This window comes from Acinetobacter genomosp. 15BJ (genome assembly GCF_000400715.1).
Classification (GTDB): domain Bacteria; phylum Pseudomonadota; class Gammaproteobacteria; order Pseudomonadales; family Moraxellaceae; genus Acinetobacter.
This window is the reverse complement of the sequence record NZ_KE007345.1, coordinates 473,031-495,575: the sequence shown is the minus strand read 5'-3', so window position 1 is coordinate 495,575 and position 22,545 is coordinate 473,031. Positions and strand designations below refer to the sequence as shown.

General features: G+C 40.0%; 22 protein-coding genes. 12 read left to right on the top strand and 10 right to left on the bottom strand.

Annotation, left to right across the window (positions count from 1 at the left end; genetic code table 11):
- Positions 1-81 precede the first annotated feature (81 nt).
- On the top strand, positions 82-720 hold the full coding sequence (locus tag F896_RS16945; protein ID WP_016162488.1) for a YitT family protein: 639 nt from the start codon (positions 82-84) through the stop codon (positions 718-720).
- 194 nt (positions 721-914) lie between these two features.
- Here the strand turns inward: F896_RS16945 and glmS are convergent, their stop codons facing one another.
- The 8 genes from glmS to F896_RS16985 form a co-directional block, all read right to left on the bottom strand.
- On the bottom strand, positions 915-2,753 hold the full coding sequence (gene glmS, locus F896_RS16950; RefSeq protein ID WP_016162487.1) for a glutamine--fructose-6-phosphate transaminase (isomerizing): 1,839 nt from the start codon (positions 2,751-2,753) through the stop codon (positions 915-917).
- Positions 2,754-2,765: 12 nt separating this feature from the next.
- On the bottom strand, positions 2,766-4,130 hold the full coding sequence (gene glmU / locus F896_RS16955; protein ID WP_016162486.1) for a bifunctional UDP-N-acetylglucosamine diphosphorylase/glucosamine-1-phosphate N-acetyltransferase GlmU: 1,365 nt from the start codon (positions 4,128-4,130) through the stop codon (positions 2,766-2,768).
- A gap of 19 nt (positions 4,131-4,149) precedes the next feature.
- Positions 4,150-4,671: a phosphatidylglycerophosphatase A family protein gene (locus F896_RS16960; protein WP_016162485.1), complete on the bottom strand. Its 522-nt coding sequence runs from the start codon at positions 4,669-4,671 to the stop codon at positions 4,150-4,152.
- The gene (thiL, locus tag F896_RS16965) at positions 4,649-5,566 is read right to left on the bottom strand and encodes a thiamine-phosphate kinase (protein WP_016162484.1); all 918 of its coding nucleotides are present in this window, start codon (positions 5,564-5,566) and stop codon (positions 4,649-4,651) included. Before thiL ends, F896_RS16960 begins: the two co-directional genes overlap by 23 nt.
- A gap of 14 nt (positions 5,567-5,580) precedes the next feature.
- Positions 5,581-6,030 (bottom strand): transcription antitermination factor NusB, encoded by a 450-nt coding sequence (nusB, locus tag F896_RS16970; RefSeq protein WP_004657014.1) that lies wholly within the window; start codon positions 6,028-6,030, stop codon positions 5,581-5,583.
- A 3-nt stretch (positions 6,031-6,033) separates the two neighbouring features.
- Positions 6,034-6,504 (bottom strand): 6,7-dimethyl-8-ribityllumazine synthase, encoded by a 471-nt coding sequence (gene ribE, locus F896_RS16975; protein ID WP_004803462.1) that lies wholly within the window; start codon positions 6,502-6,504, stop codon positions 6,034-6,036.
- Positions 6,505-6,515: 11 nt separating this feature from the next.
- A complete protein-coding gene (gene ribBA / locus F896_RS16980; RefSeq protein WP_004803465.1) occupies positions 6,516-7,637 on the bottom strand; it encodes a bifunctional 3,4-dihydroxy-2-butanone-4-phosphate synthase/GTP cyclohydrolase II in 1,122 nt (373 codons plus the stop codon).
- A gap of 283 nt (positions 7,638-7,920) precedes the next feature.
- Entirely contained in the window at positions 7,921-9,216 is a 1,296-nt protein-coding gene (locus F896_RS16985) for a hypothetical protein (RefSeq protein WP_171069632.1), read from the bottom strand.
- Positions 9,217-9,277: 61 nt separating this feature from the next.
- On the opposite strand from F896_RS16985, the gene serB reads away from it, so the two are divergent.
- The 3 genes from serB to F896_RS17000 all read left to right on the top strand — a co-directional run bounded on the left by serB (position 9,278) and on the right by F896_RS17000 (position 11,867).
- Entirely contained in the window at positions 9,278-10,498 is a 1,221-nt protein-coding gene (gene serB / locus F896_RS16990) for a phosphoserine phosphatase SerB (protein ID WP_016162482.1), read from the top strand.
- 405 nt (positions 10,499-10,903) lie between these two features.
- Positions 10,904-11,239 (top strand): ciprofloxacin tolerance protein AciT, encoded by a 336-nt coding sequence (gene aciT, locus F896_RS16995; RefSeq protein ID WP_004803470.1) that lies wholly within the window; start codon positions 10,904-10,906, stop codon positions 11,237-11,239.
- A gap of 148 nt (positions 11,240-11,387) precedes the next feature.
- Positions 11,388-11,867 (top strand): hypothetical protein, encoded by a 480-nt coding sequence (locus F896_RS17000; protein WP_004657026.1) that lies wholly within the window; start codon positions 11,388-11,390, stop codon positions 11,865-11,867.
- A gap of 46 nt (positions 11,868-11,913) precedes the next feature.
- Here F896_RS17000 and dtd read toward each other — a convergent pair whose 3' ends face one another.
- Complete coding sequence (dtd, locus tag F896_RS17005) at positions 11,914-12,354, bottom strand: D-aminoacyl-tRNA deacylase (protein WP_016162481.1); 441 nt, start codon at positions 12,352-12,354, stop codon at positions 11,914-11,916.
- Between the two features lie 195 nt (positions 12,355-12,549).
- Here dtd and F896_RS17010 point away from each other — a divergent pair, with 195 nt between their 5' ends.
- The 8 genes from F896_RS17010 (at position 12,550) to F896_RS17045 (ending at position 20,995) form a co-directional block, all read left to right on the top strand.
- A complete protein-coding gene (locus tag F896_RS17010) occupies positions 12,550-14,073 on the top strand; it encodes a catalase (protein WP_016162480.1) in 1,524 nt (507 codons plus the stop codon).
- A gap of 137 nt (positions 14,074-14,210) precedes the next feature.
- Positions 14,211-14,696 (top strand): ankyrin repeat domain-containing protein, encoded by a 486-nt coding sequence (locus F896_RS17015; RefSeq protein ID WP_032881997.1) that lies wholly within the window; start codon positions 14,211-14,213, stop codon positions 14,694-14,696.
- A 143-nt stretch (positions 14,697-14,839) separates the two neighbouring features.
- Entirely contained in the window at positions 14,840-16,057 is a 1,218-nt protein-coding gene (gene pncB / locus F896_RS17020) for a nicotinate phosphoribosyltransferase (RefSeq protein WP_016162478.1), read from the top strand.
- A gap of 374 nt (positions 16,058-16,431) precedes the next feature.
- A complete protein-coding gene (locus tag F896_RS17025) occupies positions 16,432-17,280 on the top strand; it encodes a sulfurtransferase (protein ID WP_016162476.1) in 849 nt (282 codons plus the stop codon).
- Positions 17,277-18,128, top strand: a complete 852-nt coding sequence (asd, locus tag F896_RS17030; RefSeq protein WP_016162475.1) for an archaetidylserine decarboxylase — start codon at positions 17,277-17,279, stop codon at positions 18,126-18,128. Before F896_RS17025 ends, asd begins: the two co-directional genes overlap by 4 nt.
- A gap of 318 nt (positions 18,129-18,446) precedes the next feature.
- Positions 18,447-18,662: a hypothetical protein gene (locus F896_RS17035; protein WP_016162474.1), complete on the top strand. Its 216-nt coding sequence runs from the start codon at positions 18,447-18,449 to the stop codon at positions 18,660-18,662.
- A gap of 110 nt (positions 18,663-18,772) precedes the next feature.
- Positions 18,773-19,642 carry an aKG-HExxH-type peptide beta-hydroxylase gene (locus F896_RS17040; protein ID WP_016162473.1) on the top strand — a complete coding sequence of 290 codons (870 nt, stop codon included), beginning with the start codon at positions 18,773-18,775 and terminating at the stop codon, positions 19,640-19,642.
- Positions 19,643-19,648: 6 nt separating this feature from the next.
- Complete coding sequence (locus tag F896_RS17045) at positions 19,649-20,995, top strand: ATP-binding cassette domain-containing protein (protein WP_016162472.1); 1,347 nt, start codon at positions 19,649-19,651, stop codon at positions 20,993-20,995.
- A gap of 560 nt (positions 20,996-21,555) precedes the next feature.
- On the opposite strand, the gene F896_RS17050 is transcribed toward F896_RS17045, so the two are convergent.
- Positions 21,556-22,461 carry a LysR family transcriptional regulator gene (locus F896_RS17050; RefSeq protein ID WP_016162471.1) on the bottom strand — a complete coding sequence of 302 codons (906 nt, stop codon included), beginning with the start codon at positions 22,459-22,461 and terminating at the stop codon, positions 21,556-21,558.
- Positions 22,462-22,545 lie beyond the last annotated feature (84 nt).

Here is a 22,545-nt window from a genome sequence, read left to right as displayed (position 1 = left end):
ATAAAAATGATCAAATATGCCATGTCTTTCTTTGAAAGATCTCTCTCCCTTTAGCTGTTCTCCTATTTGAGTTGTACCGTTATGAATACCGAGCAAAATGTATCTCTGGTAAGTCCAGTCATGCCTGTGATTGAGCAGCACTCTAAAATTGAAGATGCATTGGCGATGTTGATCGGAACATTCATTCTGTCTTTTGCAATGACTTTATTGCAGCAGGCAGGCATTATGACGGGAGGGACAGCAGGCTTATCTTTGCTGATTCATTACATTACCGATCTGAAGTTCGGCGTGTTATTTTTCCTGATTAATATTCCATTTTATTATTTTGCCTATAAAAAGATGGGCATCGCGCTGGTGGTGAAAACCTTTATTGCCGTTGCATTATTGGCGGGATTTACTGAAATTATTCCACAATTTTTTCATCTCTCCGATGTTAACCCAATCTACGCTACGATTTTTGCCAATGTCTTGATGGGTGTGAGTTTTTTGATTCTATTTAGACATCGTTCGAGCTTAGGTGGTATCAACCTACTGGCGTTGTATTTGCAGGAACGCTTTAAAATTCCAGCAGGAAAAGTGCAAATGGGCATTGATGTGGTGATCTTATTAACCTCGTTGCTATTTGTGGACTGGAAGCTAATTTTGGTCTCAATTTTCGGCGTGATCATTTTGAATTCAATCATTTTATTGAATCATAAAAACACACGTTATGTGGCTTGATGCATGTGCATTTCTGCTATGGGTTTGATTATTGCATCACTCAAGCTATATCGATCATCAGATGCTAGACGTGATCTAATCCATTAAATGACTGAGATCATAACAAATCCAAAAAAAAGCGCCATAAAGAATTTCTTTATGGCGCTTTTTTATATATCAGCGTCGTAACAAACGACGCTGATAGCAGTATCGAATTACTCGACCGTAACACTCTTCGCGAGGTTACGTGGTTGATCGACATCGGTACCACGTAAGACGGCAACATGATAAGACAGCAGTTGTACAGGCACGCTGTAAACGATCGGTGCTAACCATTCATTTACCGCTGGCACATGAACCACGTGTTGTCGGTCTTTACCGTGAATACCACTGTTTTCATCTGCAAAAACGAATAATTCACCACCACGGGCTTGTACTTCTTCCATGTTCGATTTGAGTTTATCGAGCATTTCATCCTGTGGTGCTAAGATGACGACAGGCATTTCATTATCCACCAATGCCAATGGACCATGCTTCAATTCACCTGCTGCATAACCTTCCGCATGAATATATGAAATTTCTTTCAGTTTCAATGCACCTTCAAGTGCGATCGGGAAGTGTGTACCGCGACCTAAGAATAAGCAGTGATTTTTTTCAACAAATAACGCCGATAAGCGCAGAATTTCAGTATTACCTTGTAAGGTATCTAAAATCACTTTCGGGCAATGCCACAATGCTTCAGTAATTTCAGTCAGTTGAGCATCAGACAAGCGTTGTTTAACCTGACCAATTTTTAAGATCAATAACATCAATGCTGCAAGTTGCGTGGTAAAGGCTTTGGTTGACGCTACCCCAATTTCAGGACCAGCAAGAGTCAGTAAATGATGATCAGTTTCACGAACCATTGATGAGGTCGCAACGTTACAAATCGTCATGGTGCTGATGTCAATGTTGTTGGCTTTAGCACGTTTTTGGGTTTCGCGGAGTGCCGCTAAGGTATCGGCTGTTTCACCTGATTGAGAAATACAGATATATAGTGTATTTGCCACAATCACTGGTGTGCGATAACGGAATTCACTCGCAATTTCAACTTGGCAAGGGACACCAATCAATTGCTCGAACCAATATTTAGCAATCATCCCAGCATGGTAACTGGTCCCGCAGGCAATGATTTGGATTTGCTGGATTTTATCAAAATCAGCATTGGCATGACTGAGAAAATCTTCACGTAAAGAATTGCCATTCAATGCTTGGGAAATGGTTTGCTGAATCGCTTCTGGTTGCTCATAAATTTCTTTGAGCATAAAGTGCTTATATTCACCCTTAGATGCATTGCTGACCGTTGCATCTAGCTCTTTCATTGGGCGTTCTACAGGCTCACCATTTGCAAAAACTTCAATGCTGGTACGGGTTAAGCGTGCAATATCACCTTCTTCTAAATAAACGAAGCGATTGGTCACAGGCAATAACGCCAATTGGTCTGAGCTAATAAAGTTCTCGCCAATACCGACACCAATCACCAATGGTGAACCTTCACGAACTGTAATCAGTTCGTCTGGATGTGCTGTATGCACAATCCCAAGCGCATAAGCACCTTTAAGGCGTGGCGTAATCTTTTGTACTGCTTCCAACAGGCTATCTGTTTGTTTTAACGCATCGTTAATAAGATGTGCAACAACTTCAGTATCGGTTTGCGAGGTAAATACATAGCCTAAAGCTTGCAATTCATCTTTAAGGTCTTGGTAGTTTTCAATGATTCCATTATGAACCACTGCAACATCACCCGAAACGTGCGGGTGGGCATTATTTTCTGTTGGTTTACCATGAGTTGCCCAACGTGTATGCGCAATACCCACATTACCAGTTAAATGTTGTTCTGATACGGCTTCGGCCAAGTTGGCAACTTTACCAACACGACGTTCACGTAAAATTTTCTGATTATTGAGTAATGCTAAACCAGCAGAGTCGTAACCACGATATTCCAGACGTTTTAGTCCTTCAATCAGAATATCGGTTACACAACGTTCCGCAACGCCACCAACAATACCACACATAATTTTATCCTCTTATTTTTTCAGCTTTTGGGGACGTTGATAATTTGCTTTTTCAAACTGTTTTGCTCGTTCGACAGCCAAACTATGCTCAGCCACATCTCGGGTGAGGGTTGATCCTGCACCTGTTGTAGCACCTCGACCAATTTTGATTGGTGCAACCAAAGAGTTATTGGTTCCAATAAATACATTGTCTTCAATAATGGTACGGTGTTTGTTGGCACCATCATAATTACAGGTAATGGTACCTGCACCAATATTACAGCCCGCACCAATATCTGCATCACCTAAGTAGGTAAAGTGATTCGCTTTTGAGCCTAGACCCATATTCGAGTTCTTCACTTCTACAAAGTTACCGATATGCACATCATTGGCAAGATTGGCGCCTGGGCGTAAACGCGCGAAAGGCCCAATTTGGGTATTTTCACCAACAATCGCATTCTCAAAAATGCTATAGGCCTGAACTTTGGTACCAGCAGCAATACGGGTATTCTTTAGAATACAGCCTGCACCGAGTTGGACGTTATCACCCAGCTCGCAGTCACCTTCGATGATGACATTGACATCAATTTGTACGTCTTGTCCACAGCTTAAGGTACCACGTAAATCAAAACGATTTGGGTCAATTAAGTGAACACCTTGTAGCATCAATTCTTTGGCTTGTTGCTGTTGGAACTGACGTTCCAAGGTCGCAAGTTGTAAGCGGTTATTGACACCTTCAACTTCAAATGCAAGCTCTGGTTCAACTGAGGCAACCTCTAAGCCATCTGCAATTGCCATCGCGACAATATCGGTGAGGTAATATTCTCCTTGCGCATTTTCATTGGAAAGTTGAGGCAACCACTCATGAAGTTTTGCGTTGCTCACACAATAAATGCCGGTATTAAATTCTTTAATTTGGCGTTGTGCCTCATTGGCATCTTTATGTTCAACAATGGACTGAATTTTGCCATCTTGACGGACAATACGGCCATAACCTGTTGCATCATCTACAGTGAGCGTCACTAAGCCAATGCCTGTTTGAGTTGATGCATCCAATAATTTTTGTAGCGTATCTGCCTGAATACAGGGTACATCGCCTGATAAAATCAGTGAAACACCATCTTGCGGTAAAACAGGTAAAGTCATTTGTACTGCATGACCTGTGCCTAATTGTTCTGCTTGCTCAACCCATTCGATCTGTTCTGCGGCAAAGCTTTGTTTAACCTGCTCACCGCCATGCCCATAAATGGTAATAATGTTTTGGGCATTGAGTTTTTTTGCGGTTTGAATGACATGACCGAGCAGAGGGCGACCTGCAAGTGGTTGTAATACTTTTGGTAATTGTGAACGCATTCGCGTTCCTTTCCCTGCTGCAAGAATAATAACAGTTGTTGACATAACTAACTCTAATAGTGGCTTAAGTCAAAAGATAAAAATGAAAAATAAGAATACAGAGTGCCGCCCAAAGGCCAGCAATGATGTCATCCAGCATAATCCCTAAGCCACCAGACACTTTTTGGTCAGCCCAGCTAATCGGGAATGGTTTCCAGACATCAAATATACGGAATAAGATGAAGCCTACAATGACCCACAGCCAATTCATTTGTTGTAAATAGAGCAAAGGCAGTAGGGTAATGGATTGTCCTGCAAACTCATCCCAGACAATGCGACCATCATCATGCACATTGATGACTTTAGCTGTATGTCCACAGATATAAATGCCAATCAAGGACATTAAAACAACCACGACGATACTGGCCGATAGACCTAGATAGAGCCATAGGGGCGTAAATAACAGTGCAAAGGCAGAACCAAAGGTTCCAGGGGCTTTGGGTGCTAAACCAGAACCAAAACCGACACCGCAGAACACGATGAAACGGTCAAACCAAGTCATTTGGTTAAAGTGAATGGCAGGCTTATGCAAAGTGTTGGTATCCATGAACATGTAATGGGTGTGCTTTGCCCATATACTTAAATAACAATCCAGTTTGTTGGGTAATTTCGCCGATTATTGTAAGCGGAACATCTAATTGTTGTTGCGACAGTTGTTTAAACTTTTGCGGTGATATTGTAAAGCATAATTCGTAATCATCACCACCTGCAAGCGCATAATGCCAAGCTTGTTGCAGATCCAGTTGTTTGAGTGAGGGATCTAACGGAAGTTGCTCAAGCTGTAATTTTGCACCGACATTGGATGCTTTTAAAATATGGCCTAGGTCTTGAGCCAATCCATCTGAGATATCAATCATACTCGATGCCAACCCTTTGAGTTGTTGACCCAAATGACAACGTGGGGTTGGATAATCTAAGCGTTGTTGTAAAGCATGGCCCAGATGTTGTAATCCAAACGCGGCATCGCCGATTTGGCCACTGACACAGATATAGTCACCGACTTGTGCACCTGCACGGGTAATGGCCTGACCATGTTCGATCCAGCCTAGCGCAGTCACGCTAATCGTGAGTTGAGTGCTTTGGGTGGTATCACCACCAATCAGGCTGACACCAAACTGATCACAGCAATCAAACAAGCCCTGACTAAATCCAGCCAACCAGTCATGATCAACAGTCGGGAGACTCAGTGCGAGTAAAATACTATGAGGTTTTGCCCCCATTGCTGCCAAGTCAGATAAATTGACTGCGACGCTTTTCCAGCCGATGGCATGGGCAGCGGTGTCTAAGGGGAAATGACGACCAGCAACCAGTGTATCTGCACAGATCACCAGTTGTTGTGAAGATGGTGGGGTAATAATGGCTGAGTCATCACCGATGCCTAAACTGACATCTGTATTGGATGTGCGTTTAAAGTAATGCTCAATAATTGAAAACTCAGCCATCTAACACAAGCCTATTATTTTGCTTGCTGTTTTTCAGCTTCACGCAGCTTTGATGAAAGACGGTCTAATACACCATTGATGTATTTATGACTGTCTGCACCACCAAAATGTTTAGCTAGCTCAATCGCTTCGTCAAGTACAACACGGTATGGAACTTCGAGATGATCTCGGAGTTCATAAGCACCTAGTCGTAAGGTTGCAAGTTCTACGCCATCCAGGGCATTTAACTCACGGTCAAGTACAGGGATGAGTAACTCATCTAAAGCTTCATGTTGAGCAACCACTTGAGTGAGCAATTCATGGTAATAGTTAAGGTCAACTTTGTGCATGGCATTTTCAACACGCGTGCGTGCTTCAATTTCATGAACTGGGTTATGACTCATTTGCCATTCATAAATCCCTTGTACAGCAAAACGACGTGCTTTGCGTTTCGCTGCATAAGCGGCCTGAAGTGTTTGCGACATGCTTTAAATTGCCTTTAATAAGTTAACCATTTCGATTGCAGTCAATGCAGCTTCGCTACCTTTATTTCCTGCTTTCGTACCAGAACGTTCAATTGCTTGTTCAATGCTGTCGGTCGTTAAGACACCATTGATCACAGGCATTGTGCTTTCAAGTGCAACCACACCTAAACCTTTTGCACATTCACCTGCAACAAAGTCAAAGTGAGGTGTGCTGCCACGAATCACTGCACCTAATGCAATGATGGCATCAAATTTATTTGAAGCTGCTAATTTTTTCGCAACAATCGGCAGTTCCCATGCACCTGGTGCATGAATAACAGTAATCGCTTCTTCTGCAACGCCATGGCGTTTTAAAGTGTCGATTGCGCCTTCAAGTAAATGTTCAACAACGAAGCTGTTGAAACGACCCACTAAGATCGCATAACGACCTTCGCTTGCGAGATGTAATAAACCTTCAATTCGGCGAATTGCCATAGCAACCTCGATTATTTTGCTGTGATTTGATCGGCAGTGATGTATTCCACTACCTCTAAATTGAATCCGGATAAGGCATTGAAACGAAGTGGAGAACTCAACAACTTCATTTTCTCAACGCCTAAATCACGTAAAATCTGTGCACCCACACCAATAGTTTGATATTGATGAGAAAGTGCTGCATTGGATTTGAGTGGTTTTGGCTGATTTAAATTCTGCAATGCAGGACCAAGGTCTTCTAATTGACCCTGACCAATCCATACCAGTACACCGCGATCACTTGCAGCAATCGTTTGCATGGCAAGGTCTAAATTCCAAGCAGGAGAGCCGTCGGCTTTATTCAGTTTTAATAAATCACGAATCGGGCTGAAACCATGAACACGTACTGTGGTGACGCCTTGTTTTGGTTCACCTTTAACTAAGGCAACATGAATATCAGGATTGCCGATTTCACGATACTTATACAGCTCAAACGTTCCGTATTCAGTCTCAATGGTTTCTTGAGACAAACGTTCAACGGTTTGTTCATTGGTCATGCGGTAATGGATCAGATCCGCGATGGTGCCAATTTTTAAGCCGTGTTTTTCTGCAAATACTTCTAAATCAGGACGACGTGCCATTGTACCGTCATCATTGATAATTTCACAGATCACAGAGGCTGGTTCTAGACCTGCTAAGCGAGTGAGGTCACAACCTGCTTCGGTATGACCTGCACGGTGCAAAACACCACCTGGTTGTGCCATTAACGGGAAAATATGACCCGGTTGAACGATATCACTTGGTTTGGCATGTGCCGCAACCGCGGTACGAATCGTATGGGCACGTTCCGCAGCTGAAATACCTGTGCTGATGCCTTCTGCAGCTTCAATTGAAAGGGTGAAATTGGTTGCATGTTGCGCGCCGTTTTGATCAACCATCAATGGAAGGTTGAGTTGTTTACAACGGTCGCGACTGAGTGTTAAGCAAACCAAACCACGTGCATGGGTAATCATGAAGTTAATATCTTCAGGGCGAACATGCGTTGCGGCGATGACTAAGTCACCTTCATTTTCACGATCTTCATCATCCATCAGGATGACCATTTTGCCTGCACGAATATCTGCAACAAGCTCTTCAACATGACTCAGCGGCATTCGCTTTCACCTTTTATCTTGCCTTTTTAGGCACTAGTATTCGATAAATCTGGCATAGTTTACCGCATTTTAAAAAATTTCGCCTGTGCTTCTTTATCAATAAAAAGTCAGGCCAAACAAATTATCTTGCAACACATTATCCTGCCCAGCTTTGCCACTTTAAAAGACAGGGTGATGTGAGTGTAAGGTTTATATCTATGGGCTAAACAAAAAAACACAAGGCTTTGTATCTAGACAAAGCCTTGTGTTTAGAATGACTCTATTAGCGTAGCCTAAGTGTTATTTATTCAAGCTCTGTCGAAGCTTTGGCTTTTTTACCCATTAAAATTTCTGTACGTAGCGTTTGCGCCAACGTTGCACATTCTTCATTCATACCATTAATCATAAAGGCATGACGGGTCATGATATTACTTGGATTTGGCATTGCCACTAATTCATAACTGTTTTGAATAGTTTTGAGCTGATCATGATTTAAATGCAAAGCTGCTTCTTTGGCATGTAGATGTTGTGCCAATCGTTTCGCGGCTTCAACTGCATCTAGCTGCATTGCATCGACTGCACTTGCAACAGCACCACGGGTTTGTAAGGCAAAACGTTTATCTTCACGATAACGTTTATACAGTACATCGGCCAATAATTGGAAAACAGCACCAACCATCATCAGACATTCAAGGGCATGACTGTTTTCAGACGTCGTTGTTAAGCTTGCACCATCTGCATTGAATTCTTGAACCACCTGAATCTGATTCGCATCGATCTGGTAATGCTTGGCACAGAGCGCAATACTTTTATCTAAAAATAATTGGCATAGTTTGAAATACGGGACTGAAACAGACTGGTTTACACTATTCAATAACTGCTTAGGATCATAAAACTGAATATTGAGCGCCAAAGCTTGATCATCCAGTGATACGGATTCAGCTGGATTTTTTTCAACACGCGGTTTGGCTTGAACTTTGGCCTGCTGTTGTGCCTGACTAACCAAAGTCACAGCATTTTGTTTTTCAAGTGCAAGAGCTTGGGTTAAGCGTTGAATCTCATGCTTGAGATGATTCTCTTGATTGATACGTGCCAAGTATTCGCTACGTGTTGGGCGTGCGATTGCGCGATAGGCTAACCAAATCAGGCCATGAATGAACAATGAGACTAAAATCGCTAACCATTGGGTACGTAAAATCTCACCGATACTCGGTTGGATTAAGGTAATTTCAACGGTACCGACTTTCTTTTCATTTTGTAGCGCATCCCGAACAAATACTTCACCTTGGCGGGTTTTAGCCATCCCACTGGTTGCAAGCACTTGTTTATTGGCATCTAAAATACGAATGGATGCAACACTTGGGTTGGTTGCATAACGATTCGCCACCAATGCCAGTGAAACAGTATTGGCTGGTTCCAACTCGGCAAGACTATCTGCCACTAACTGACTGGTCATCAGTTGTCCTTGGCTAGCGCGATTTTCATTGAGTTGATGTGTCGTTGCAATCACCAATAAAAAGGTATGCAATGCAAAACTTACGATCAGTAGGCTAGCAAATAGCCCTTGGCGAGGCGCATTCAAGTTAAATTTCCAAGGCAAATAGATTCATGGGTTATGTTATGATTCTTACAATAGTTGTCGCTCAACCACGAGTCAATTCATGCGAGAAATCATTCTTATATCCTTTCTAGGACCAGATCAACCGAATCAGTTTACTCGATTAATGCAGGTACTATCCGTACATTCTTTGCAAATACTCGATGTGGGGCAGGCAGTTATCCATAATCAACTGACCCTTGGGATCGTTGTTGCATCGGATAATGAGACTGCAACTGCATTAGCAATGAAAGAGATTTTGATTTTAGCACATGATATTGGCTTAACTGTGCGATTTAAACCAATCTCCAACGCAGAATATGATCAATGGGTGAGTGAAGGCGGTCGAACTCGCTATATCGTGACTGCGCTTGCACCTGAACTTACCGCTGCACATCTGCAAGCCGTGACTAAAATTGTGTCAAGTCAAGGCTTTAATATTGAAACGGTCACTCGTTTATCGGGGCGTTTAGATCTGGATGCAGAAAGCCAATTTCCACGTCGTGCCTGTGTGCAGTTTGGCCTTAGTGGACAGATGTTGGATGCCCAAGCGATGCGTGCAGCATGTTTAAGCCTATCTGGCGAGTTAAATATTGATGTCGCTGTGCAAGAAGACAATGCATATCGCCGTAATCGTCGTTTAGTTTGCTTTGATATGGACTCCACCTTGATCGAGCAAGAAGTGATTGATGAACTGGCATTAGAAGCAGGCGTTGGCGCTCAAGTTGCTGAAATTACTGAGCGTGCCATGCTGGGTGAACTTGATTTTCAACAAAGTTTCCGTGCCCGTGTTGCTTTATTAAAAGGTTTGGATGCTTCTGTATTACCGAAAATTGCACAACGTTTGACTGTGACCGAAGGGGCAGAGCGTTTGATCTCTACCTTGAAGGCCTTAGGTTATAAGACTGCAATTTTATCAGGCGGTTTCCAGTACTTTGCTGAGTACTTACAAGCAAAACTTGGGATTGATGAAGTACATGCCAATATTCTTGATGTAGAAGATGGCTTTGTAACGGGTGAAGTGAAAGGTGCGATTGTGGATGGTGCTCGTAAAGCAGAGTTACTGCGTCAACTGGCTGAAAAAATGGGGATTTCGCTAGAGCAGGCGATGGCCGTTGGTGATGGTGCCAATGACTTACCGATGCTTTCAATTGCAGGTCTAGGCGTTGCATTCCGTGCTAAACCTTTGGTCCGTCAAAATGCCAATCAGGCAATTTCAAGTGTGGGTTTAGATGGCGTGCTGTACTTATTAGGCATGCATGATAAGGATTTAAACCGCGCTTAGATCAATATTTATTGCGTTTCAATAAGGTCGCTTTTACTGCGGCCTTATTCATTTTTTGTACGTCATTTATTCGTCATAATTATGTCTAAATGTATAGAAAAACAACGATAAAAAAATTCCGAAAAAAGTTTTTTTGCAGCAAAAAAGAGGCATAGTTTTTTGTAATGACACGCTGTAATTGATGCTATATGGACATTCAAGACTTTTATATGTTTTAAAAATGTAATGACAAAAGCATATTGCGACAGCTTGTGTCGTAAGGTTAATTTCAGGCTCTTTTTTTCTAAAAAAAACGCTCCATAATGCATAAAGACGTTAATGCAATACGAAGTACTGTTAGAGATTACAGAACAATATAGAGGTCTGAATTAAATACAGGCCACCCCTTTTAAGACGGAGGTTTCTATGGAAGCAGCGAATTTCACCATGTGGGTTGGATTTGGCTTAATCGCTGTCGCAGTTATTGCTGTTTTCTTTTCTCCTTATCGTCGTTGGTTAGGTTTTATGTTGGCGGGTATGCTGTGCTGGGGACTGTTAGAAGTGGTGCGCTTTGGCGCGCAAACCATATTCGAGATGTCCGTCGCCTATAGTTATTTGACTGCGTTAAGCCTTGCGATGATAACGGTTACATTTATCCTTTTACGTGAAGACAAACAAGCACAAAAACAGCTGGCAAATCGTCAGTATATTGAACATACACCTGTATATAAGGACGACCAGCAGCAATGTTCTAGCAGATAAATTATAATAATTTGAATAACATCAAAGGCATGCTCAGCATGCCTTTTTTGTACTAATTTTCTGCAACAAAGCTTTTACAGACTCATATACAATTGTGCTAGGATACGGTTGTCTTAATTTTCATCATAATACTGTAGGCATAAATGTCATGAAGCTTTCTTCTTTACCTGTGGTTAAGTTACCTATCGTTGATGTAAGTACTGATCCACTTGATTTATTAGTGGCAGGTTTGGCGTTACGTATGAAGCAATTGGCACGTACCAGCCCAAAGTTTATTGAATTGGTGCATGACCGTGAATTTCGTATTCAGATTGGTACAGATTTAGGTTTTGCCCGTCAGATTCTTGTGAATCGTGGCAAGATTGATACGGTTGCAGGCAGCCCAGAAAAAGCAGATTTTATTTTACAATTTGCATCAAGCGAGCAAGGTGTTAAAACTTTGTTGAAAGGTGACCCGACCGCATTTATGACGGGTATGCAAGATGGCAGCATCAAAATGGAAGGTGACTTTAGCTTATTGGTGTGGTTCAACCAAGCGGCGAAATTGATTCCACCTAAAGTGCCAAAACCAGTTAAAGAAAAAATCCGTCAAGCACGTGCCTTTATTAAAGAAAAAACTGGCAAATAAGCTGACATAAAAAACTCCCAAATCGGGAGTTTTTTATTGCCTAGAATTATTCAATCTCTAAATTGAAAGTGACTGGCCCATCATTAATTAAATGAACTTTCATATCCGCTGCAAAAATGCCTGTTTGCACATGGTCGAATTGTTGTTGTGCATATTCAACCAATTGTTCATACAGAGCTTTGGCTTCTGCTGGGGGCATGGCGGGTCCAAAGTCAGGACGTAAGCCTTTTTGGGTGTGTGCCATTAAGGTAAATTGTGAAACCAATAAAATCCCACCATTGGCTTGGCTGACATTCCAGCCCATTTTGCCTTGCTCATCATCAAAAATACGATACTTCAAAATCTTATCAATCAGCTTTTGGCCTTTTTCTAAAGTGTCTTCTTTGCCTAAACCTAAAAACACCAATAAGCCGTGTTGAATTTCGCCAGTGATTTGCCCTTCAACCACAACTTTGGCTTCGAGGACACGTTGAATTAATGCGCGCATAAAAATGAAGATCGGTATTGAATCAGCGCAACAGTCTAACAGATTTGGTTGTTCTACACCGACCCCAGCAAGATGCTTGGTTGGCCTTAATCTTATTTTTCGATTTACTTCATTAAAATTATCTTTTTTATCTATTGTTCAAATCTTTGTATAGTCCCCTTGCAGGAAAGGTATTTAGATTTTGGATTTAATAGCATGTTTAAGCGAACTTTTTTATTTACGATAATGGCAGCAACGCTTGGCACCGCGTATGCAGCACCTTTAACAAAAGACAACGGTGCACCTGTAGGTGATAATCAAAACTCCATGACAGCCGGTGCGAATGGCGCAACGTTACTGCAAGATGTACAACTGATTCAAAAATTACAACGTTTTGGCCGTGAACGTATTCCTGAGCGTGTTGTGCATGCACGTGGTACCGGTGTATACGGTGATTTCGTCGCAACAAAAGATTTGTCTGATTTAACCGTCGCATCTGTGTTTAAGGCAGGCGCAACCACCCCTGTTTTTGTCCGCTTTTCAACGGTGATCCATCCTAAAGGCTCGCCTGAAACCGCACGTGACCCGCATGGTTTTGCCGTGAAGTTCTATACAAATCAGGGCAATTGGGATTTGGTCGGCAATAATCTACCTGTATTCTTTATCCGAGATGCGATCAAGTTTCCTGACTTTGTACATGCGATGAAGCCTGATCCTGTCACCAATGTCCAAGATCCGAACCGAGTTTTTGATTTCTTAAAAAGCCAGCCATGGTCAATCAATATGTTGACTTATGTCTATTCAAATTTAGGCACACCAGAAAGCTATCGTACTTTAGATGGTTTTGGGGTGCATGCATTTAAACTCTATAACGACAAAGGTGAATATAAGTACGTTAAGTTCAACTGGCGTTCGAAACAAGGTGTGAAAGGTCTGAATCTCGATCAGGTGCGTGAAGTTCAAGGTCGTGATTGGAACCACTTGACCAATGATATGTACAAAAATGTTTATGCTGGAAACTATCCGAAATGGGATTTGTATATTCAGGTACTTGATCCAAAAGATTTGGATAAATTTGATTTTAATCCATTAGATGCAACCAAAATCTGGCCGAATGATCTAGTGCCTGAAGTCAAAGTCGGAACCTTGACCCTGAATCGTATGCCGAAGAACTTCTTCCAGGAAACAGAACAATCGGCATTTGCTCCAGGTAACTTAATTCCTGGGATTGAGCCATCGGAAGACCGTTTGTTACAAGGCCGTATCTTCTCTTATTCGGATACACAGTTATATCGTTTAGGTGCCAATCATCAACAGATTCCAGTGAATCGTCCTCGGGTTGCGGTGAATAACAACAACCAAGAAGGTTTTATGAACATGGGGCAAACAGAGTCTCAGGTCAATTATGAGCCAAGCACGATAGAGCCTAAACCTTCAACGGAGATTGCAAGAGCGGTCGCAACACCTTTGCAAGGAACGGTTTTACAACAGGCGATTCAAAAAGAGCAGCCATTTAAACAGGCAGGTGAGGTATATCGGAGCTATTCAGCAACGGAAAAAAATGACTTGATCCGTAATCTTGCCGCAGACCTCGGACAAGTCAAAGATGTAGAGACCAAAACGCTTATGGTGTCTTATTTCTATAAAGCTGATGCAGATTACGGGACACGTCTTGCTAAGGCCGTAGGTGTAAATCTTAAAAATGCTCAAGCGAAAGCAGCGCAATTGAAAGACGAATAAGTACTTTTAGCATGTAGCATGTGGTAACAGGTGCCTGAATGTTACCCCCAGAAAGTCCTGTAACCTCAATAGCCTTTCCTGCACCTAGGGCGAGTGTTACAGGCATTCCTTTTTAGACTTTTAATTGGATGTTAATAGTGCTTCATTTTCGGTCTTTATTATTCACGATCAGCCTACTTTTTGGCAGTTTCTCTGTTTCTGCCAATGCAGACACTCCATCTGTCCCAGACAAAGGATCAGAGGAGGTGGTTGAGCTATTTTTCTCTGCGGCCAAAATAGGCAATGTTGATGTTTTACAAGAGTTTTTAAAGCATGGTTTCCCGATCGATGTACAGGATCACTCTGGTTATAGCGCATTGATGATGGCGAGCTATTATGGGCAAAAAGAAGCGGTTAATATTTTGATCCAACAAGGTGCCAATCGCTGTCTACGAGACAAGCGTGGACATACGGCCTTAATGGGGGCGATTGTCAAAGCTGAATGGGGCATTGCCAAACAATTACGTCAGGTAGACTGCGACCTCAATGCAGAGAAAACGGGACAGCTCACCGCAGAACAGTTCGCAATTCAATTCGGACAACAACAACGTTTAAAACAGATTCAGGCTGAGCTCTCCAACTAAACTCTGCTATTGCTCTAAGTTATTGAATTTAAAAGGACACCAAATCAGATGATTTTGAGAAAAATATCCATCGTCGTAGACAGTCTCATTTCTGGATAAAAGTATGCTTTAATGCTTGAAATAGAATAGATCCTAATTCAGTCATGTCTACAGCAATTATTCAATCTTTACTGGATACCGACTTATATAAATTCACCATGTTACAGGTGGTGTTGCATCAGTTTCCGCAAACGCATAGTGTTTATTTATTTCGTTGCCGCAATTTAGAAGATACGGTTTATCCTTTAGTTGATATTTTGGATGACTTGAATCAGCAGCTGGATTTGCTGTGTGAACTGCGTTTTGCAGAAGATGAATTACAGTACTTGCGTTCATTGCGCTTTATTAAAAGTGATTTTGTTGATTATCTGGAACTGTTCCAACTCAAACGTCGTTTTATCCAAGCGAGTATTGATGAGGCTGGGCGTTTAGATATCCGAATTGAAGGCCCTATGGTTCAGGCGATGATGTTTGAGATTTTTGTCTTGGCTATCGTCAATGAATTGTATTTCCGTCGTATCCGTAGCGATGAGGTATTGGTTGAGGGTGAACGCCGCCTGCAACAGAAATTGCTACAGTTACAGCACTACGCCCAAGAACAACAAGATAAAGAACCACCATTTTTAGTGTCTGATTTTGGCACACGCCGCCGTTATAGCTTTGAATGGCAAAAGCATGTGGTGCAAGCCTTTCAGGCTGCGGCACCCAAAGTATTCCGAGGCACCAGTAATGTATTATTGGCCAAGCAATTGGGGATCAGTCCAATTGGTACTATGGCACATGAGTTTCTACAGGCTTTTCAAGCACTTGATGTACGTTTGCGTAATTTCCAAAAAGCCGCATTGGAAGCGTGGGTGCAAGAGTATCGTGGGGATTTAGGTATTGCCCTGACCGATGTGGTGGGAATGGATGCCTTCCTGCGTGATTTTGATTTGTATTTTGCCAAGTTGTTTGATGGTTTACGTCACGACAGTGGTGACCCGTATGAGTGGGGTGATAAGGCTTATGCGCATTATCGCAAACTCAAGATTGATACCAAGACCAAGATGTTGACCTTTAGTGATGGTTTGAATTTAGAAAAAGCATGGTCATTGCATCAGTATTTTAAAGATCGTTTCCAAGTAAGTTTTGGGATTGGCACCAATTTGACCAATGATATGGGGCAGAAGCCTTTGAATATTGTATTGAAATTGGTGGAGTGTAATCGTCAGTCGGTGGCGAAGATTTCGGATAGTCCGGGTAAGACCATGACGGATAATGATACGTTCTTGGCGTATTTGCGTCAGGTGTTTGATATTGAAGAGAACGAAGTTAATGTCTAAGCAAACAAGTTTAGAGGATGGTGATGGCGGTATCTTACTGGGCATTTTTAAAATATTAGGTTCAACCTTCGGTTCGACCTACTTTTCTTTCGGGAAAAGTAGGCAAAACCATTGTCATCCACAAAACCTGTTCATTTCCTTCTTCTATTTTATATTTCGCAGAAACAATATCTTGTAGATATTTCGCAGGTTGTGGATGACGTTTTCGAGGATCCAATTTCATGAGATAGGTTATATTAAATCTCAAAAGCATTATGGATATTCGTCAGACGGTATATCTATTTTTCTGCTAAATCAATGCAAAAAATCAGACAAAGATAAAAAGTCGGCTATGTTAATATCATCCCCAATGCGGATGATAAAACAGCATAACCATGACTGACGTAGATTTTAAACTGGGTTTACTGATTGAGCCTGAACAACTGGTGCCGTATTTGGGTAGCGAGTTGATTCGGATTGTCGATTTAAGCCGAGCTTCGGTATATGAACAACTGCATATTCCTCATGCGATTCATTTACAGCCTAAATACTTGGTTGCACAACAAGAACAAGCCAATGGGGTATTGCCTGATTTAGTAGGCTTACAGGCTTTAATCGAAAAATTAAATATTTCACCTCAGCATCATGTCGTGGTCTATGACGATGAAGGTGGAGCTTGGGCAGGGCGTTTGATCTGGAATTTACATTGCCTTGGTTTTAACCGCACCAGTTTGATTAATGGTGGCATTCATGGCTGGTTGGGGGCAGGTTTGCCGACCACAGCTGAAGTTGATCCAGTAAAACCCGTTGCGGATCTGTTCCAGATCGATTTAGATACCGTACAACAGCATCGAATTGAATATCACGAATTGTTACAACAGGTCGAACAAGACAATATTCAGCTCTGGGATTGCCGTACCAACGAGGAATATACAGGCTTGCGCTTGGCTGCGCGACGCGGCGGTCACATTCCAAATGCACTGCATTTTGAATGGAGTACTGCCCTAAACCGTGAAAATCATCTAAAATTACACCCGCTTGAACGCACACAACAACGTTTAGAACAATTAGGCTTTAATTTACAACAACCTGTGGTGGTGTACTGTCAGTCTCATCACCGTTCTGGCTTGGCGTATATTTTGGCAAGATTGCTCAACTGGCAAGTTAGAGCCTATGACGGTGCGTGGAGTGAATGGGGCAATCGCCTCGATAGTCCTATTATTTCAGGGGAGTCACCGTCTTGAGTTTTGCAGCAGATTTAAAAAAACAATTATTTATCAAAGCACAGAATCTTGTGCCGCAACATCAACTCAGCCGTGTTGTGGGTAAGGTTGCCGCAAGTGAAAATCTTTTGGTAAAAACTGCTGTTATTCAAGCGTTCAAAGCAAAATACGGCATTGATATGAGCATTGCTGAACAAAGCAATGCGCAACACTATAAATCTTTCAACGAGTTTTTTACTCGTGCATTGAAAGATGGTGTCCGTGGTATTGATGAGCAAGCGGATAGCATTGTTTGTCCTGCGGATGGTGCGATTTCGCAACTGGGTAAAATCGAAGCGGGTGATATTTTTCAAGCCAAAGGCCAAAGCTTTTCTGCTGAAAAATTGATTGGTGATCCGCAGTTGGCGAAACCATTTATTGATGGTCAATTTGCAACCGTGTATTTATCGCCGAAAGATTATCACCGCGTCCATATGCCATTGGCAGGGACATTGACCGAAACCTTATATATTCCGGGCGAGTTGTTCTCAGTCAATCAAACCACGGCTGAAAACGTACCAGGTTTGTTTGCACGTAATGAGCGTATGGTGTGCTTATTTGATACCGAACTGGGTCGTATGGCGGTGGTTTTAGTTGGGGCAATGATTGTGGCTGGGATTGAAACGGTTGCGACAGGCAAAGTAAAACCATCGGGCAAAGTTGAATTGCAGCATCACCAAATGAAATTGGAGAAAGGTGCCGAGTTAGGTCGCTTCTACCTAGGTTCAACCGCTGTGGTTTTATTTGAAAAAGATAAAATGGTTTGGGAAGAACAGTTTAAAGCCAATTCGACGGTGGTGATGGGTGAGCGATTAGGTCATTCGGTTTAATTTAGATATGATTTTAAAAAAAGCCCCTTAAAACTTTAAGGGGCTTTTTTTTACCTACTTCGCATAAGTTGTATTATGTTAATTTTAATAAAATTAAGACCTTAAAATACTTTATAAAGTTAACTTCCTTAAATTTACTAAAGAGAAGTTTCCTATAATTTTAAGCAGACATTATATCTTTGATTTGACAGAATAGACAAATAAGCTATACAGATTGATCTTAATTACTAAATATTAATGATTATTATTATTATTCGTGTTAATTTTATTTTTCTACATAATGTAGAGCAAAACAATATAAATAAGAGGTAAGTAATTATGCCGTTGCAAAATAACGCAGTAGATCTACTACTTGATCAAGTCATAGCATCAATAACAGAAGAAGATATTGAAAAAATATTTAAACGTGAAGCAGTGTGCCCACCAGGACAAGGTGGTCCTGGTGGTTCTTGTCCTAACCCTATACCAATACCACCCCGGCCTCCTCTTCGTATGATCGCCTATGATGATATGGTTAATGATACTAATAATTGATGTTATGCCTCTACACTCTCTCAAAAATAGGGTTATAGCGTAGCATCAGTAAAATTAGAGGCTCTAAGGAGTCTCTGATTTTTATAGTTATTTATAATAAAGGTGAAAAAATGATTCTTCAAACAAGCATATCAGAACAAATTCAAAATATAGTATTAATGATGGCAAGAAAATATGCAGGTGATACAAAAAATCTTTCATCTATTTCAGATCTTAAAACTATGTATCGTCGGTATTTGAAAGAAACACAGGGTAGAGAGGCGAGTGATTCTGAAAATTTAGTAATAACTGATAACTTTGAAAAATCTTCTGCTATGGCTAAAGAATTCAATGGAGAAGTTCAATCAACATTAGATGATATGGGACAAGCTTCAATAATAATAATTGAGGAAAGCATAGATTCAGGGTTAAAAAGAAAAAAAGTTGAAAATGCATTAGAGGAACTAGGGCTTTTTTCTTCTGATCATTATTCATTGCTACAAATGATCATAACAGATATTTTCATTCTTCCCTCCCATGGTACCAGAGGAGGTTCATCTACAGATGGAATTGGTTTGATATGGGCTAACCCTAAAGAAACTTACCCACTATTTGATGTTGTAGAATTTTTGGTACATGAATTAACACATCATTGTATGTTTATTGATGAGCAACGTTATGGTCATTATGATTATGACACGATATTAAAAAAAGAGAATTGGGCCGAATCTGCAATTCTAAAAAAACCTCGCCCAGTAGATAAAGTTTTGCACAGTATTGTCGTTTCATTAGAAATAATATTGTTTAGAGATTCTGTTACAGGACATCCTGTAAAGCCAAAGGTACATCCTCCGACACAGATGTTAATAAATCAAATTAAAACTGCGATAAAATCTTTGCAGCACACTATTGCAATAAATGAAAATAAAGGACAAATAGTTCTCCAAGAAAGAGCGAAAAATATTCTAACTAATGTTGAAAATTCAATTGTGAACTTTTAGAAGACTATGAAAAAGAATTATTTTTTAAAAAGAATGTTCTTTCAAAAGGAAGCGACTGTAACGCTTTCTTTGATCGGAATACATCAATTTTTTATAGCATTGTCTGTATATTATTTGACATTGCTAATCCAAAATTATCAAAGTAAAGTTGATTTTAAATACAATTTAATGATGTATTTTTTTTGCATGTTATTTCCTTATATTCCGGCATTTTTGTCATTTATAAGCATGCAAAAATGGATAAATAAGGCCCATTTTGATTTTGTTAAAATATTAATTAAAGGTCCTTTCTTTTTTCCAGCACAATTTAAGAATATAAAATTAAAAGACAAGTTTGATTCAATTATCTCAAGAAATTCATTTGGAACAATAAGTAGCTATTTTGTATTTATTCATGATGCTTTAAGCCTTTTACTAAATAGCATATTCAGTATGTTTGTGATTGGATTATTGTTACCATCTGAACTTGTAGGGGGTTATTTAATTAGTGTGCTTTTAAGTTTTATTATTATTTTTTTAAGCCATAAAAAATTAGATCATGCTGCTGTAGATTCAGAACTTAAATTCATTAACTATAGTTCTTTGTTGGCTAAGGGATGGAGCAATTTAAGTCTTAAAAATAAAATAAACACAAATATATGGAGATCTAATTTAGATAAAGAATCTGAAAATTATTACAAAAGTACAATTTATTTGCAAATTTTAAAACAGTCCATCAATGGGCTTTTAGCCGCAGTAGCTCTAATACCTACAGCTTATTTGATTTATCATATTATATTTAATGGATACGAAGATGCTGCTGTTATTGCGGCTATAATTGTAAACCTTACAAGGATTTTCAATATTTTAAGCTCTTTAAATTCATTATTACATTTATTGATTGAGCTACCTGTTATGAATGCGCATTTCAAGGTTTTGTTTTCATTTGAAGATTTTTTAGACAAAAAAATTAATACAGCCACATCTGGTAATATTACCATTAATGGAGAAAAAATATACGATTATAAAGATGCATTTAATATGATTGAAGCGGCCTCAAATGGAAGGTTTACTTTAAGGGGGAGTAATGGCTCAGGAAAAACAACATTACTTTATTATTTAAAAAATTTATTTGGTGAAAAAGCAATCTTAATGCCAGCTAGCCATAATTTTTTAATGTGGGGAGTTGATGGTAAAGCTCTTTCAACGGGGCAACTTGCAATACAAACAATAAAGGAGTTATATAGTCAGCCTGAAAATATTTTGTTTTTAGATGAGTGGGATGCAAATCTTGATAGTCAAAACAAGTCGGAAATAAATCAACTATTAGATAATCTATCTACCCAAAAAATTATTGTAGAAGTAAGGCATTAATAAAATATTTAGTGACTAGCTGATAGATAGTTGGATTTTTCACCAGTGAAATTAAAGAGATTAGAGAAAAGGGAGGATTGATTATAATAGTCAAGTAAAATCCAACACCAGTATAGAAAAATTGGTAAAAATATTTTATATAGGGGTATTCGTAATTACAAATGAGCAAATTCCCTTATACTTAACCTAATGACCACTATGTGAAATCTTTTGAATTTATTTTTAGAATCAATATCCTATTTTTAAACAATCTAAAGAACTGTTAGAAAGATCAATTTGAAAAAATTATATTTTGTATAAGTAATTTTCATTTAATTAATAAACTAAAAATCCATGTACGTTTTTGCTTACATCGATTAGGGGCAATGTCCCATTTTCAGACTCAGTCGAATTGCCTAATATGAACTCATCAGGAACAGGAAGTTCCAAAACATAAAACAAGAATGATAAGTTTGCGCATCAGGACGTGAGATATGACAGGAGTTATATCTAGTGAAAGGAATACGAAAAAGCCCGACAGGATGTCGGGCTTTTTTCATTTGAGCTAAACTCAGTCAATTTTAGCTCACCTGCTTGGCACTATAATAAGCATGAATCGAGGCTGCACAACGTTCAACGATGAAGTCTTCATCCTTTTTCCAAATGAGTTTCACCTCGCTGAGTGTGTGCTCGTCCTGAATCGGAATCAGTCTGACATTGCTGGGCAAAATCACTTTAAATTCTTCAGGCACAATACAAACGCCAAAACCATTGGCGACCAGTTCCAGTTGAGATCTTTTTCTTGAGTAGATTCTGGTTCTTTTCGGACTAAAACCATTAACCAAACATAAATTGGCTGCTAAATAACTTAAGCCACCACGGGCTTTATGCGGTACAGAAACAAAATTTAATGGCTCCAATTCACGGATCGATATACTTTCTTTTTCACTTAATAATGGGTCTGCGATATGGGCAGCAACATATAAGGGGGCAGTGTATAAACTGATCGAATTGACATCCTTTAAATTATGATAAATCGGGGGGCGAATAAAACCCAGATCAATTGTCCCATTCAACAAATATTCAAGCTGTAATTCAGAGGATAGAGTATTCATTTCGATATCAATATTATGGGTATCACAGAGTTGCTCAAAGATTTCCAACTTGTTTTGATCCAACACAATACTACTGGAATGGGCAATTTTAATGATTCGACCTTCACCACGGCTGATACTTTGAGCACTGACAATTGAACTTTTTAAATGATCGACATTGGTTTTTAAACTTTTATACAGTGCTTCACCTGCAGGTGTGAGTCTAATTTTCTTCTCAGATCGATCAAAAATTTCAAAACCTATTTCTTCTTCTAAATTTTTAATTTGTCTGCTTAGGGCCGATTGAGCAATAAATAGCTTTTCCGAGGCAGCAATAAAACCCCCAGTTTCAACAATTGTGATTAGATAATTGAATTGTTTGAATGTCCACATATCTCAAAATTAGATCAGTGCTTGTTTTTTCTATATTAGATTAGATGGAAGAAATCTTATACCTTTTTTATAGATCCTTGATTC